Source organism: Altererythrobacter xiamenensis, assembly GCF_900177715.1.
In the GTDB taxonomy this organism is placed as follows: Bacteria; Pseudomonadota; Alphaproteobacteria; order Sphingomonadales; family Sphingomonadaceae; genus Erythrobacter; species Erythrobacter xiamenensis.
Map to the genome: position 1 here is coordinate 579272 of NZ_FXWG01000003.1, position 14463 is coordinate 593734.

Consider the following 14463-nt stretch of genomic DNA (forward strand, 5'->3'; position numbering starts at 1 on the left):
CAGGGGTTTCGTCCGTAAGTTCCGAGACAGGGACGCAAACGGAGAACTCCGATGAACAACAAGCTTTTACTCGCCCCCGCACTGGCTCTTTCCACCCTTGGCCTTGGCGCATGTGCACAGAATTACGCAGTGGAAGGTGCTGCTGCGGGTGCCGCTGCAGGCGCCGGACTTAGCGCTATTCTAGGCGAAGATATCGAGACCTATGCCCTCGCTGGCGCCGCGATCGGTGGCGTAGTCGGATATGCGACCGACAAGAACGACGAATGCGACGGCTATTATGGCGATGGTCGCTACGTCGATGACGATTGCCGCTACAACGATCGCTATGCGCGTTACTGGTAATTGAGCCAGCGAAGAGCGACGAAAGGGGCCACGCTGGCCCCCTTTTTTGTGATCAACCGCTCGAAGGCTTCAGAGCGCACCAATCGCAGCCTCATCGCTACAGAAGATAGAGGACGAGATAGCGCAAGTTGAGCGCCACGAGCAGCACGGACTGAACATGACGGTTCTTGAATATCAAGGTTGCGCCCATCATCGCGACAAGCATGACAGTCAGTCCTATGTTAAGCGGTGACAGCATTTGCGTCCTGATCTGCTCAAAGCTCAGGAGATAAAACCATTGCACGAAAACCAATCCGATGAGGATTGCCATTATCGTGCGATGGACGCGGAAATAGTGGTTGTTCAGATCTTTGAACCGGTCCGGATTTGTCGGGAAGACAAGCCTCGCCGCAAGGTAATACGCACCAGCGAACAGGATTACGCCAAGCAAGGTCGTGGGCGTGACTTCGAGTAGGGACCGGATAGTCCAGGCAAATATCCAGAACGACAGCAGATCGAGAATAACGAATAGCCCCAGCAGCGGCGTTAGCCAGCCGATTGAGAAGCGTTGCCCATCGGAAGCTGTTTCGAACTCACGCTCCAGCGTTCTGCCGAAGCCGGAAAGCAGCTCGACCAGAGACAGGCCAAGGAGCAGGGCGTAAAGCACGATGATATATTCGAAATCTGTCATGCGGCACCGGGAAAATTGACGATCAGATCGTATGCCTTGGCATCCGCGACCCCTGCTATCCGCATCCCGTTACGCAGCATGAAAGCATGGCGCACGATTTCCGCCTGCTGCTCGATACCGTAGCGGTTCAACGGCCAGCCAGGCTTGAGGCTGTAATCGTATCTGCGTGAAAAGGGCCGGACGAGTGGCAGATACCACCATCCGTGCGTCTGGGTCTGCCACACATGGGTCATTTCGTGGATGAAATGCGCCTGGCGTTGGATCTTCACCCTAGCGAAATCATCGCAATAGGCTTCGCCGCGGGGATGGAAGTGGAGGTGCCCCCAGGGCGCCATCGTGATGCGTCGTGGCTGGAACGGAAACCACTTGCGGCGGCGGATCGTGACTTTTTCGTAGTCGATCGCGTCGCCGAAGATTGTGCGGGCGAGAACAATCTCGCCGGGTGTCAGTGGCCGCTCGCCGCCAACCGGACAGCTGGGGGCGAGCGGTATTTCTTTTGATAGCGGTTCGATTGCGCTCAGCGATCTTCCCCGGCGGCGCGTACCTCTGCGGGGAAGCTGAACTTGTCACCGCCGGACACGGTCAGCGTCACTTCGGTGGTATCTCCCGGCTTGAGGTCGGGCGAGACGTTCATCGCCATCACATGCTTGGCGCCGGGCTCGAAACTGACCTTGTCGCCTTTCTTGATGCCGATCGGCAGCGCTTCCATCATCTGCACCTTGAAGTCGTACTCGCCATAGTCGTGCAGCATCGCGCTCTCGGCGTCTGCAACATCGGCACGGCGGATCGTGAGCCCGCGATCCCCTTCATACGACAGATCGAAATAGACTGCTGCCGGATTGCCCGCGACCGGTGCGAGGACCATACGCGCATTTTCGACAGACATGCCCGGAACGCCTTCAGGCTCGGCCTCGACCGGGGCTTCGTTACCCCCGCAAGCGGACACGGCAAGGCTCGCCCCTGCCAGAAGTGCGACTGCAAACCCGTTCATTTTCACTTGGATTTCTCCCCCTTTTGGATGGTGCGGAAACTAGTCCGCCTGATCCCTTGTGCCAAGCGAAACCGCACCTATATCACCCGGGTAACACACCTTTACCTAGAGCCGCCAACCGGTTTCGCCTTGGACGGGGATCCGATCGCGCGGTGTCCAACTATTGAAGAGAATGGGGAAATAATGGCCAAAGTTATCGGTATCGACCTCGGCACCACGAACTCTTGCGTAGCCGTCATGGATGGGGGTAAACCCAAGGTCATCGAGAATTCGGAAGGCGCACGCACGACGCCTTCGATCGTTGCCTTCACCAAGGACAACGAGCGTCTGATCGGTCAGCCGGCCAAGCGCCAGGCAGTGACCAATCCGGACAACACGCTGTTCGCGATCAAGCGCCTTATCGGTCGCCGGTTCGACGATCCGATGACCAAGAAGGACATGGAGATCGTTCCTTACGACATCGTCAAGGGCAAGAACGGCGATGCCTGGGTCGAAGCGGGCGGCGAAGAGTATTCGCCCAGCCAGATTTCCGCCTTCATCCTGCAGAAGATGAAGGAAACCGCCGAAAGCTATCTCGGTGAAGACGTCAAGCAGGCGGTCATCACCGTTCCGGCCTACTTCAACGACGCGCAGCGTCAGGCGACGAAGGACGCCGGCCAGATCGCCGGCCTCGAAGTCCTGCGTATCATCAACGAGCCGACTGCGGCCGCGCTCGCCTACGGTCTCGACAAGGAAGATGGCAAGACCATCGCTGTCTATGACCTTGGCGGCGGCACCTTCGACGTCTCCGTCCTCGAAATCGGCGACGGCGTCTTCGAAGTGAAGTCGACCAATGGCGACACCTTCCTCGGCGGTGAAGACTTCGACAATGAAATCGTCGAATATCTCGCAAGCCAGTTCCAGAAGAAGGAAAACATGGACCTGCGGCAGGACAAGCTTGCCCTGCAGCGCCTGAAGGAAGCGGCGGAAAAGGCCAAGATCGAGCTGTCGAGCTCGCAGACGACCGAGGTCAACCTGCCCTTCATCACCGCACGCATGGAAGGCGGCAGCTCCACCCCGCTGCACCTCGTCGAAACGATCAGCCGTTCGGACCTCGAAAAGCTGGTCGGTGACCTGATCAAGCGCACACTCGAGCCCTGCAAGAAGGCGCTCGAAGATGCGGGCGTTACCAAGGACGGCATCGACGAAGTGATCCTGGTCGGCGGTATGACCCGCATGCCCAAGGTTCGCGAAGTGGTCGAACAGTTCTTCGGTTCGAAGCCGCACACCGGCGTGAACCCCGATGAAGTCGTGGCCATGGGTGCTGCCATTCAAGCGGGCGTCCTTCAGGGCGACGTCAAGGATGTACTGCTGCTCGACGTCACCCCGCTATCGCTGGGTATCGAAACGCTGGGCGGTGTATTCACCCGCATGATCGATCGCAACACGACGATTCCGACCAAGAAGACGCAGACCTATTCGACCGCTGAAGACAACCAGAATGCGGTGACGATCCGGGTCTTCCAGGGTGAGCGTGAAATGGCGGCGGACAACAAGCTGCTCGGCCAGTTCGACCTCGTCGGCATCCCTCCGGCGCCGCGCGGCGTGCCGCAGATCGAAGTCACTTTCGACATCGACGCGAACGGCATCGTCAACGTGTCGGCCAAGGACAAGGGCACCGGCAAGGAGCAGCAGATCAAGATCCAGGCCTCGGGCGGTCTCAGCGAAAGCGATATCGACCAGATGGTCCAGGATGCCGAAAAGTTCGCTGACGAAGACAAGAAGCGTCGCGAATCCGCCGAAGCGCGTAACCAGGCCGAAAGCCTGGTCCATGCGACGGAGAAGCAGCTTGAAGAGCATGGCGACAAGATCGATGCCGATACCAAGTCGGCCGTAGAAAGCGCCTTGGCCGAAACCAAGGAAGCGCTCGAAGGCGACGATGTCGACGCGATCAATGCCAAGGCTCAGGCTCTCACCGATGCAGCCATGAAGATGGGCCAGCAGATCTACGAGAAGGAGCAGGCTTCTGCCGCTCCTGCAGGTGAAGCTGGTGAGGGCGAAGCTTCAGGCAGCTCATCGGAAGACGATGACGTTGTCGATGCCGAGTTCTCGGAAGTCGACGAAGACAACAAGGGCTGATGTCCTGATGAAAACGAAACCGCCACCGGTGCAATTCGCGCCGGTGGCGGTTAACGTTTGACGGACGGACGGGGTCGAAATGTCAGCTACTGAAATAGATTACTACCAACTGCTCGAAGTTTCCCGCGATGCCGACGGAGGAACGATCAAGAGCGCCTATCGCAAGCTCGCAATGAAGTATCACCCGGACAAGAATCCGGGATGCGGCGAGAGCGAAGCCAAGTTCAAGGCGATCAACGAGGCGTATGACTGCCTCAAGGATCCGCAGAAGCGCGCGGCATACGACCGTTTCGGCCATGCTGCCTTCCAGCAGGGCATGGGCGGCGGTGGTGGCCATCCGGGCGCCGACTTCGGCGATATCGGAGACATCTTCGAAACGATTTTCGGCAGCGCTTTCGGCGGCGGTGGCGGTGCTCGCCAGCAGCGGCGCCGCGGTGCCGACCTGCGCTACGACATGGAAATCTCGCTCGACGAGGCGTTCCACGGCAAATCGACCGAGATCGAGATCGAAGTCTCGCAAAGCTGCAAGACCTGTGACGGCTCGGGCGCGACACCAAGTACCGGCGAGCGCGAATGCAACCTGTGCAATGGCATGGGCAAGGTCCGCGCCAAGCAGGGTTTCTTCGTTGTCGAACGTCCGTGTCCGACCTGCCATGGCCGCGGAGCTGTGATCGAAGACCCGTGCAGTGATTGCCGCGGCGAAGGACGGGTGGATCGTCCGCAATCGCTTGCAGTCGAAATTCCCGCCGGCGTCGATACCGGCACACGTATCCGCCTTTCCGGCAAGGGTGAAGCAGGGCCGCGCGGTGCGCCGTCCGGCGACCTCTACATCTTCGTTCATGTGAAACCGCATGCGGTCTATCACCGCGAAGGGACGACGCTCGCTACGCGCGTTCCGATCAGCTTCACGACTGCCGCGCTCGGCGGCTCGGTCGATATTCCAGACCTGTCGGGCGAGACGAACACGGTGGACATCCCTGCTGGCATCCAGTCGGGCAAGCAATTGCGCGTTCGCGGTGCCGGTATGCCGGTCCTGCAAGGACGCGGCAGGGGTGACCTGGTGGTCGAAATCGCGGTCGAAACGCCGACCAGGCTTTCGAAGAAACAGAAGGAAATCCTTGTGGAGTTTCGGGAAACCGAAACCGGCGAGGAGTGCCCCGAAAGTCGCGGTTTCTTCGACAAGCTCAAGGACGCTTTCGGCGGTTGACGCGCTAGTCCCGTGACTCTCTCGGCGGCTGCGGATAGGCTGTGGAGAAACAGAGGAGGGGACTTTCCCATGAACCGTACTGCCGCATCGGGCTTCGCCGCCCTTTCAATCCTGCTTGCAACGCCGACGCTTGCTCAGGGTAACCTGAATGACGTGAAGATCACGGCAGAGGAGGTTGCGCCGGGCGTTGCCGTGCTGTTCGGCGCGGGTGGCAATATCGGTGTAAGTCACGGCGAAGATGCGACGATCCTCATCGACGATCAGTTTGCGCCGCTCACCGAGAAAATCGAAGCAGCTGTTGCTGGCCTCGGCGCAAGCCCGGCAGAATATGTCATCAACACCCATTGGCACTTCGATCACACCGGCGGAAACGAGAACTTCGGCAAGCGCGGCGCCAAGATCTTCGCGCATGACAATGTCCGCAAGCGCCTCAAGGTCGGTGATCCCGATGGCCGCTGGAAAATCCCACCAGCGCCTGCGGAGGCTCTCCCGGTCGTTACTTATGAGCGCGGCGTGACGCTCCACCTCAATGGCGACACGATCGACGTGATGTTTCTCGGCGGCGGTCATACCGATGGTGACAGCATCGTGCGCTGGCGCGAGAAGAACGTCGTCCACATGGGCGACCTGTATTTCAACTCGCCGGGCTGGCCTTTTATCGACGTGTCGTCTGGGGGCGGGATCGAAAAGGCGTTATACTCGATCGATAGCGCCATCGCGATGATGGACGAGGATACCAAGGTCATCCCGGGCCACGGCCCTATGTCGGACCGGGCCGGTCTCACGGCCTATCGCAATATCGTGGGCGAAGCCGTGACCCGAATCCGCGCGCTCAAGGACATTGGCGTTTCGCTCGAGGATGCGCAGGCGCGCCGTCCGCTCGACAGTTTCGAGCGGGGCGAGGGCTTCATCAGCGAGGATGAGTTCATCGCAGCGGTCTGGGACAGCCTCGACTAGTGAGCGGGGCCGAGGCGCTCCTCGACTTCCGCTCGCAACAGTTCAAGTGAGACTTCACGGCAGCGCCCGACACGCTCTTCTTCCTCGATGATGGCGATAAAGGCACGGCGTTTGAACTCGCGGCACTTGGCATCGTCGATGCCGCCGTCGACCGTCGAACAGACGAGGTCGATCATGCGCTCCGCCCCGTGCAGGCGTCCCCACAGGTAATCGTTTTCGCGATAGGCGCGGCTGAAAAATGCTCCGAAATTGTAGAACTCGGTGCCACGAAGGGTTGCACGTGTGCCCCCTTCCCGGATCGAGCGGGCATCATCCGGAGAGATGCGGTCGACCTTGATTGCATCATATTCGGACATGCCGCCTTCGCCCCTGAGCAAGGCGAGCGTCGCGACATCGTAGAACGGGAAGCCGAGGTAGGTCAGCAGCATTCGCCGCCTGAGGTTCTTGGGCATCGTCTCAAGCGCCTCGGCAAAGAGCACTTCGGCTTCCTCGTCGACTTCCGGCCGCAGCCTGTTGGCCGCGAAATAGTCGATCACTGCGCCGGGGTTCTCGAATATCTTCGCGGCGAGGGCAGGAAACTCCTTGCCGAGCGCATCGACTCCGTCGTGGCGGAAATAATGCCCGAGGATGTCGTAAATGGCCTCGCGGGCCCTATCGAGCGCCTCATCATCGATCTCCGGATCGATTTCCCAATCCCGGGCGAGCCTTCGGGCGAGCAACCGCAGGCGGCGTACGCGATAGCCCATGTCATGGATACGGAAAAAGTCGACCGCAGCATCGCTCGCACCGCCCGACGGCGCAGACAGCGTGTCCAGCCCGCGCCTCGCCAATTCAGCGCGCAGGGCATCCTCGATCGGAGCCGTATCGGGCAAAGCGAGCTGCGGGGCCGCCTCATGGACCAGTGTCGCGAGCCGCTCGATGATCGCTGCGAACTTTGTCTGCGCATAGGGCTGGAAAGCATAGCCGGCATCCTGCGCTGCCGCCTGCTGCGCCTTGGCTCGCCAGTTCTTGAGTCGCTTGGGCGTGGGGCTGTCGAGGAAAAAGGTTCTGCCGAACAGCTTCTCTACCGCGTATTCGACGTCTGGCCTTAGCCCCATAACGATCCGGCGGAGACGTTCGGCATCGCGCGATTGCTGTTCGAGAGCCTCGAGATTGTCGCGGATCGGTTGCTCGCGCGGGATGATCGAAATCGAACCGAAGATCGCGTTGAAGAAACCCACCGGACGCCCTGCTTCCTCGCGCATCGAACCAACGCGATCTGGTCTCGGATCGATATAGACGAACCGCCGGTCGACTTCGCGCTGCGCCGGACGTCCTTTCAGCGCGTCCATCGCCCCGCCGAACGGTTTGTTGATCAACACTGAGCCGTCAATCAGCGACACGGACATCTCATTGCCTCCCCGCAAGTGCGAGGGCATCACGCGGGCGAGAAAAGTTTCGCGGTTCGGCCAATGCGCGCCATTCTCCGCCGCGAGCTGGTCGATCTCTGCAACCTGAAGCGGCGGAAATGCGCCGGGGAAACTGGCCGTAGCGCGTGCTGCGAACGTCAATTCGAGTGGATCGGCAAGTGAGGATCCCGGCGCATTCTTCGCGCGGCAATGGAAGGAGATTGGCATGCGGTGCTCGGTCTCTTCCACGACTGGCGGGCTGTTCAATCGAAGATACTCGAGATGCCCGCGAAAATCGGTTGCGGTCACGAAGAGATCGACTGGGTGGCGCGGCGGCAGGAGCGAAGGCCCGCGCTCGGCCGCTTCCATTGCCATGAATGCGTCGTACAACATGTGCGAAAAGCCGATTCCCGAGAAGGGTGGCTCGAACCAGCGGCTCCGCACCAGCTGTGAAACCTTGCGCCTAACTTCCCGGCGGGTTTCGGGCGAGACACTCTCGCTGACGGCATTGCCGGGACGTTTGAGCAGCCAGTTGGCGATCGGTTGTGCCCAGAACTTTGCGTAGCGCCACATGGGCTGGGCTTCAGGATCGACCAATTCGTCGACATCGGCTTTCTTGAGCCACAGGTCGGTCAGCGGTTCGAGCGAATGACCCGAATAGACGGCTTGGGCGAGAAAGACTGCGTTGATCCCGCCCGCGCTCGCGCCCGAGAGAATATCCGGCAGGAAACGGAGCCTCAACGCATGCTTGTCTTCGATATATTCCAGTAGCTCTCGATAGACGGTATCGACCCCATGGGTGCGCCCGGCAAGGGGCGTTGCATCATGCGAATGAAACGCGCGGCTCGCGCGTGCCAGGTGCCAGATCTCCTTCGTGACGCCATGCATGTAAACGGCGAGACTGACGCCGCCATAGCAAACGAGAGCGATCCGGAGTTCCTTCTGACGCATGCCCTCCGTGTAAGGGGATAATTCAGGAAGGCAATTGCGTTCTATCTATGTTCCGGTTATCGGCGGTGCATGGCCAAGCCCAAGAAACGCTATGTCTGCCAGGCCTGTGGCAGTGTGACGCACCGCTGGCAGGGGCAATGCCCCGACTGCGCCGAATGGAACACGATGAGCGAAGAGGCCCCTGCGACGGTCTTCTCGCAGAAACACGACCTGTCGAGCGGGGGCAGGGCACTTGAATTTGTCGCGCTCAATGAGCCTGCTGAACTGCCGAAGCGTCGTCCTACCGGACTTGCCGAGTTCGACCGCGCGCTGGGCGGAGGGCTGGTGCCAGGCTCCGCCGTGCTGATGGGCGGCGATCCCGGTATCGGCAAATCGACCCTTCTGCTCCAGACTGCTGCGACCGTCGCGCGCTCTGGAGGCGAGGTGGTTTATGTGAGCGGCGAGGAAGCCTCAGGGCAGATCCGCATGCGGGCATCCCGACTGGGCCTTGCCGATGCGCCGATCCGCCTCGCTTCCGATACGTCCGTGCGCGACATTCTCACCACTCTGCACAGGATGGAGCCGCCCGCGCTGCTGGTGATCGATTCGATCCAGACGATGCATTCCGACACGATCGAAGGTGCGCCCGGCACCGTCAGCCAGGTGCGCGGCTGCGCCTTCGAACTGATCCGCTATGCCAAGGAAAATGGCGTCGCGCTCGTGCTCGTGGGCCATGTCACCAAGGATGGCAATATCGCCGGACCGCGCGTGCTCGAACACATGGTCGATGTGGTCATGAGTTTCGAGGGGGAGCGTAGTCACCAATACCGCATCCTGCGCGCACTCAAGAACCGCTTCGGCGCGGTAGACGAGATCGGTGTGTTCTCGATGGCGCAGGAGGGGTTGGAAGAAGTCTCCAATCCTTCGATGCTGTTTCTGTCTGGGCGCGATGAGCCGCTGGCAGGAAGCGCGGTCTTCCCGGCACTTGAGGGCACGCGTCCGGTGCTGGTCGAGATCCAGGCGTTGATCGTGCGGCTGCAATCGGGCGCGACCCCACGCCGTGCGGTCGTGGGCTGGGACAATGGTCGGCTCGCGATGTTGCTGGCGGTGCTGGAATCGCGCTGCGGGCTGAATTTCAGTTCCGCAGAGGTCTATCTCAATATCGCTGGCGGCTATCGCTTGTCCGATCCAGCGGCAGATCTCGCCGTGGCAGCCGCGCTGGTTTCGGCACTGGCGGACAAGCCCCTTCCCAATGGCAGCGTATGGTTTGGCGAGCTTTCGCTGGCGGGCGAAATCCGCCCTGTCTCGCACGCCAGTCTGCGCGTACGCGAAGCCGAGAAACTCGGCTTTTCAAAAGGGTTCGGCCCGAAGGATGCAAAGGCGAAGGGCGGGGCGTTAACCTACAATGGCTTGGGACAACTCGGTAATCTCGTTGACCGGGTGATGGGAACCGCATAATTCCGCCTGCCATGACGCTGTTCGACATCATCGTGCTCATCATTGTCGGCGTAGCCGCGATTGGCGGTTTCATGCGCGGGCTCGTGCAAGAAGTGTTGTCGCTGGCCGCCTGGATACTTGCGGCCTTCGCAATCTATTACCTCCACACGCCTTTGACCGAGGGGCTGCTGGAATATCTCGATACCGAGCCAACGACATCGATCCTCGCGTTCGCGTTGCTCTTGCTCATTCCCTATGCCGCAATGAAAGTTATTGCGACCAACGTCGGAGAGGCTTCTCGCAATTCGATCCTCGGCCCGATCGACCGGGTGCTTGGCTTCGGATTCGGAGCGATCAAGGGCGCGCTCATCACCGTGATCGCTTTCTCCGTTCTCGTGCTCGGTTACGACACGGTCTGGGGTTATGAGGGCCGGCCGGCGTGGATCAGCACGGCTCGGACCTATCCTGTCGTAGATGCGGGTTCACGGGAAATGGTCCAGGTGATCGCCGAGCGTCGCGAGCGCCTTCGACAAGAGGCGGATGAAGTCGAATGAACACCGGCCCTGCCGGCAAGCTCTATACGCCTGAACTGCTGGCTCTCGCGACCGAACTGGCGCATTTCCGGCTGACTGATGACCTCCCGCTACGCGGTGAAGGGCGTTCCCGCACCTGTGGCAGTACCGCCAGCCTTGGCCTCAGACTGACCGGTACGGGTTTGATCGATGCGGTCGGAATGAAGATTTCCGCCTGCGCCATCGGGCAGGCTTCTGCTGCCATCATGGCGCGCGGTCTTGGCGGAAAGACGAGTGTGGAATTGAGCGCAGTGCAGCAGCAGATCGCGCGCTGGCTGGAACATGGTGGGCCGCTCCCCGAATGGCCTGGGTTCGAAGCGATCGAGCCAGCAGGCGCGTATTCCGGTCGTCATGGCGCGATACTGCTGCCGTGGAACGCGGCGCTAGATGCGCTTTCCAAGGCAAATGTGACGGGCTAGGGCGTGAGACCAATTATCAGTCTGGCCTTTGGGGGAGGATGCTGCTGACATGACCGAGACAGCGAAACCAGCGCAACGCGAGCCAAGTGACAAGGAAATCCGGCTCGTCATCGGTGCGAGCAGCGCCGGCACCATCTTCGAGTGGTATGATTTCTTCATCTACGGCACGCTGGCCTACATTCTGAAAGATGCGTTTTACGACGTCGATAACGAGACTCTCGGATTGCTGCTGGTCTGGTCGACCTTTGCCGTTGGCTTCGCATTCCGGCCGATCGGCGCGATCCTGTTCGGCTTCCTCGGGGACAGGCTGGGACGGAAATATACGTTCCTCGTCACCGTAACCTTGATGGGCATCGCGACGGCCGGAGTAGGCCTAATTCCGACTGTTGCTACAATCGGCATAGCTGCACCCATTATCGTAATCCTGCTCCGCGTCATCCAGGGGCTGGCGTTGGGCGGGGAGTATGGCGGAGCAGCCATCTATGTCGCCGAACACGCACCGCCCGAGAAGCGCGGTTTCTACACCAGCTTCATTCAGGCGAGCGTTGCGGGCGGCTTCGTGCTGTCGATTGCAGTTGTACTTGCCTGCCGCTGGCTGATCCCGGCTGACGACTTTGTGGCATGGGGGTGGCGCGTCCCCTTCCTGCTTTCGATCATCCTGCTCGGCATTTCGCTGTGGATGCGTCTCAAGCTCTCTGAAAGCCCGGTTTTCCGGGCGATGAAGGAAGCGGGCGAAACGGCCAGGAACCCCTTTGTCGAAAGTTTCACCTACCCCGGCAACAAGAAGCGGATTTTCGTGGCACTGTTCGGCATCACCGGCATTCTGACCACGATCTGGTACACCGCGTTTTTTTCGGGGATGAGCTTCCTGCGCGGCCCGATGAATGTCGATGATCTGACGGTCGAGCTCTTGCTTTTCGTTTCCGGCCTCATCGCGATGTCGTTTTATGTGTTCGTCGGCAAATGGTCGGACCGTGTCGGACGCAAGAAGCCGATCATTATCGGCGCAGCGTTGACGCTAGTGCTGCTGTTCCCGGCTTTCTGGGGATTGGGCAGCCTCGCCAATCCGGGGCTGGAGCGCGCGGCGCAGGAAACCCCGATCACAGTTATTGGTCCGCAATGCGAGACCGATCCCTTCGCCGAATTGTTCAACCGCGAACAGACACAATGCGGCAAGGCACTGGAGACGCTCACCGCCTCGGGCGTGCCCTATACGCTGACAGAAGGCCCCAACCTCCAGCTAGCGGCGGGGGGCCAGCCCATCGCGCTTGATCCGGCGTGGTTCGAGGACGGGACGGCACGGCGCGACGGTATTCGCAGCGCTTTGAGCGAATACGGTTTCGACTTTTCCAAGCAACAACCAGATGCAGTCAATCTTCTTGGAATTGTAGGCTTGTTGCTCGGCCTGGGGATGCTCTCGGCGCTGACATACGGTTCGGTGGCGGCGCTCCTGTCGGAAATGTTCCCGCCGAAAATCCGCTACAGCTCCATGTCGATCCCCTACCACATCGGTGCGGGCTACCTCGGCGGCTTCCTGCCTTTGATCGCGGGCGTAATTGTGGCGAGCACCGGCAATATCTACTCCGGCCTGTGGTACACCTGGATCGTTGTCGCCTTTGGCCTGATCGTGGCGATCTGGGGCATTCCCGGCGGGCCGCCGCGCGACTTCGAAGATTCAGGCGATGCCCCGCCGGCATCGCCTGTCACGCCGTGAGAACGAATGGCTAACGCACCGCCGCCGACCCTGAGGCTGAAGCTCGATCGCGAGGCACTGGCGCACAACTGGACTGCGCTCGACCGCATGTCGGGCGAGGCACATGCCGGAGCGGCCGTGAAAGCCAATTGCTACGGCCTTGGCATCGACACATGCGTGCCCGTGCTGCGCGATGCGGGGGCGGAGCATTTCTTCGTCGCCCACTGGAGCGAGGTTGAGGCGATCGCGCTTCATGTTCCGGCAAAGCGTATCGCGGTGCTTCATGGTCCGCTTAATGCAGACGAAGCAACATATGCGCGCCAGACGGGTGCCGTACCGGTCATCGACTCGCTCAGACAGGCAAAGCTGTGGTCCGAAAGCGGGGGAGGGCGCTGTCACCTGATGGTCGATAGCGGCATCAACCGGCTCGGGATTTCACTCACCGAAATCAGCGATCCCCTGATCGATGCACTGGATATCGACGTTTTGATGTCGCACCTTGCCTGTGCCGACGAGGATGTGCCGATGAACGCGCGGCAGCTTGCCGATTTCCGCTCGGTCCTGCCCCGGATAAAGCACAAGAGCGCCAGTTTCGCCAATAGCGCAGGGATAGCGCTTGGCAGTGAGTACCACTTCGACCTGACCCGTCCCGGGCTCTCGCTTTATGGGGGTGTTCCTCGGGAAGAGCTGGCTGAGGACATTCGCCAGGTCGCCTATCCCGAAGCGGCGATCATCCAGACCCGCAACCTCTCTGCTGGCGAGACGGTCGGCTACAACGCGGTGTTCACTTCCGACCGTGACATGCGCGTGGGCGTGGTCTCGATTGGCTATGCCGATGGATATTTGCGTTGCTGGACCGGCAAGGGAAAGTTCGAGCACGAAGGACGAAACATTCCCGTGCTCGGAAAGGTCTCCATGGACATGGTCGTCGTGGACCTCACCGGGGCGCCCGACATTGGTGAGGGAGACTGGCTTTCGCTGCCCTATCACCTGCCTGATGCTGCGCAGCAAAGCACTCTATCGCAATATGAATTACTGACCCTGCTTGGGACACGATACGACCGCCAGTGACGGTAATGTTGCACTGCACATTGTGCAGGTGCTAAGCGATCCGAACACTGGGAGCTGCCTGAGCAGGAATTCAATGGCCAAGAAACCGAAATCCGACGGTGAACCGATCATCGTCAAGAAATACGCCAATCGCCGTCTCTACAACACAAGCTCGTCCAGCTATATCACGCTCGACGATCTGGCTGGCATGGTGCGCGAGAATATCGAGTTTCAGGTGCTCGACGCCAAGACGGGCGACGACATCACGCATTCGATCCTGACGCAGATCATCATGGATGAGGAAGCGCAGGGTGAACAGATGCTCCCCATCAGCTTTCTGCGGCAGCTGATCAGCATGTATGGCAATTCCATGCAGGCGATGATGCCGTCCTATCTCGAAGCGAGCATGCAGAACTTCCGCGAGAACCAGTCGAAGATTCGCGAGGCTTTCGAGAAGGGCATCAGCAACACACCGCTTGCCAAGATCCACGAAACCAACATGGCGATGATGCGCGGCGTTGCCGATGCATTCATGCCGAATGGTCCGGGGCGAGTAGCCGAAAAGCCGAAGGGCCAGTCGGAAGGTGACGAGATTGCTGCGCTGCGCGAGCAGATGGCCGCTATGCAAAAGAAGCTGGACGAATTGGGCAAGTGAGGCCATCGGCGTGATCTCGCCTCAAGGGGCGAGG

15 protein-coding genes are annotated in these 14463 nt (G+C 60.3%); 11 read left to right on the plus strand and 4 right to left on the minus strand.

What is annotated here, in order from left to right; translation table 11 throughout:
- Positions 1 to 51: 51 nt before the first annotated feature.
- Positions 52 to 342 (plus strand): glycine zipper domain-containing protein, encoded by a 291-nt coding sequence (locus CCE89_RS13420; protein WP_086438554.1) that lies wholly within the window; start codon positions 52 to 54, stop codon positions 340 to 342.
- A 97-nt stretch (positions 343 to 439) separates the two neighbouring features.
- Here CCE89_RS13420 and CCE89_RS13425 read toward each other — a convergent pair whose 3' ends face one another.
- Together CCE89_RS13425 and CCE89_RS15600 are read right to left on the minus strand one after the other, a co-directional pair.
- A complete protein-coding gene (locus CCE89_RS13425) occupies positions 440 to 1012 on the minus strand; it encodes a hypothetical protein (protein WP_086438555.1) in 573 nt (190 codons plus the stop codon).
- Complete coding sequence (locus CCE89_RS15600) at positions 1009 to 1245, minus strand: hypothetical protein (protein ID WP_407640404.1); 237 nt, start codon at positions 1243 to 1245, stop codon at positions 1009 to 1011. The genes CCE89_RS13425 and CCE89_RS15600 overlap by 4 nt, the downstream gene beginning before the upstream one ends.
- On the opposite strand from CCE89_RS15600, the gene CCE89_RS15605 reads away from it, so the two are divergent.
- The gene (locus CCE89_RS15605) at positions 1237 to 1512 is read left to right on the plus strand and encodes a hypothetical protein (protein ID WP_407640405.1); all 276 of its coding nucleotides are present in this window, start codon (positions 1237 to 1239) and stop codon (positions 1510 to 1512) included. The two genes, CCE89_RS15600 and CCE89_RS15605, sit on opposite strands and share 9 nt — an antisense overlap.
- Positions 1513 to 1529: 17 nt before the next feature.
- On the opposite strand, the gene CCE89_RS13435 is transcribed toward CCE89_RS15605, so the two are convergent.
- Complete coding sequence (locus CCE89_RS13435; protein ID WP_086438557.1) at positions 1530 to 2003, minus strand: copper chaperone PCu(A)C; 474 nt, start codon at positions 2001 to 2003, stop codon at positions 1530 to 1532.
- Positions 2004 to 2186: 183 nt separating this feature from the next.
- On the opposite strand from CCE89_RS13435, the gene dnaK reads away from it, so the two are divergent.
- From dnaK to CCE89_RS13450, 3 genes are all read left to right on the plus strand, one after another.
- On the plus strand, positions 2187 to 4121 hold the full coding sequence (gene dnaK, locus CCE89_RS13440; RefSeq protein ID WP_086438558.1) for a molecular chaperone DnaK: 1935 nt from the start codon (positions 2187 to 2189) through the stop codon (positions 4119 to 4121).
- A gap of 79 nt (positions 4122 to 4200) precedes the next feature.
- Positions 4201 to 5328, plus strand: a complete 1128-nt coding sequence (gene dnaJ, locus CCE89_RS13445) for a molecular chaperone DnaJ (RefSeq protein WP_086438559.1) — start codon at positions 4201 to 4203, stop codon at positions 5326 to 5328.
- 69 nt (positions 5329 to 5397) lie between these two features.
- Complete coding sequence (locus CCE89_RS13450) at positions 5398 to 6285, plus strand: MBL fold metallo-hydrolase (protein ID WP_086438560.1); 888 nt, start codon at positions 5398 to 5400, stop codon at positions 6283 to 6285.
- Here CCE89_RS13450 and CCE89_RS13455 read toward each other — a convergent pair.
- Positions 6282 to 8624 carry a patatin-like protein gene (locus CCE89_RS13455; RefSeq protein WP_086438561.1) on the minus strand — a complete coding sequence of 781 codons (2343 nt, stop codon included), beginning with the start codon at positions 8622 to 8624 and terminating at the stop codon, positions 6282 to 6284. The genes CCE89_RS13450 and CCE89_RS13455 overlap by 4 nt on opposite strands.
- Positions 8625 to 8693: 69 nt before the next feature.
- Between CCE89_RS13455 and radA the strand changes: the two genes are divergently transcribed.
- The 6 genes from radA to phaR all read left to right on the plus strand — a co-directional run bounded on the left by radA (position 8694) and on the right by phaR (position 14429).
- Positions 8694 to 10061, plus strand: a complete 1368-nt coding sequence (gene radA / locus CCE89_RS13460; protein WP_086438562.1) for a DNA repair protein RadA — start codon at positions 8694 to 8696, stop codon at positions 10059 to 10061.
- A gap of 11 nt (positions 10062 to 10072) precedes the next feature.
- Positions 10073 to 10594 (plus strand): CvpA family protein, encoded by a 522-nt coding sequence (locus CCE89_RS13465; protein ID WP_086438563.1) that lies wholly within the window; start codon positions 10073 to 10075, stop codon positions 10592 to 10594.
- Positions 10591 to 11031 carry an iron-sulfur cluster assembly scaffold protein gene (locus tag CCE89_RS13470; protein WP_200810353.1) on the plus strand — a complete coding sequence of 147 codons (441 nt, stop codon included), beginning with the start codon at positions 10591 to 10593 and terminating at the stop codon, positions 11029 to 11031. Before CCE89_RS13465 ends, CCE89_RS13470 begins: the two co-directional genes overlap by 4 nt.
- Positions 11032 to 11080: 49 nt before the next feature.
- Complete coding sequence (locus tag CCE89_RS13475; RefSeq protein ID WP_086438564.1) at positions 11081 to 12745, plus strand: MFS transporter; 1665 nt, start codon at positions 11081 to 11083, stop codon at positions 12743 to 12745.
- 6 nt (positions 12746 to 12751) lie between these two features.
- Positions 12752 to 13795 carry an alanine racemase gene (gene alr, locus CCE89_RS13480; protein ID WP_086438565.1) on the plus strand — a complete coding sequence of 348 codons (1044 nt, stop codon included), beginning with the start codon at positions 12752 to 12754 and terminating at the stop codon, positions 13793 to 13795.
- Between the two features lie 73 nt (positions 13796 to 13868).
- Entirely contained in the window at positions 13869 to 14429 is a 561-nt protein-coding gene (phaR, locus tag CCE89_RS13485; RefSeq protein WP_086438566.1) for a polyhydroxyalkanoate synthesis repressor PhaR, read from the plus strand.
- Positions 14430 to 14463 lie beyond the last annotated feature (34 nt).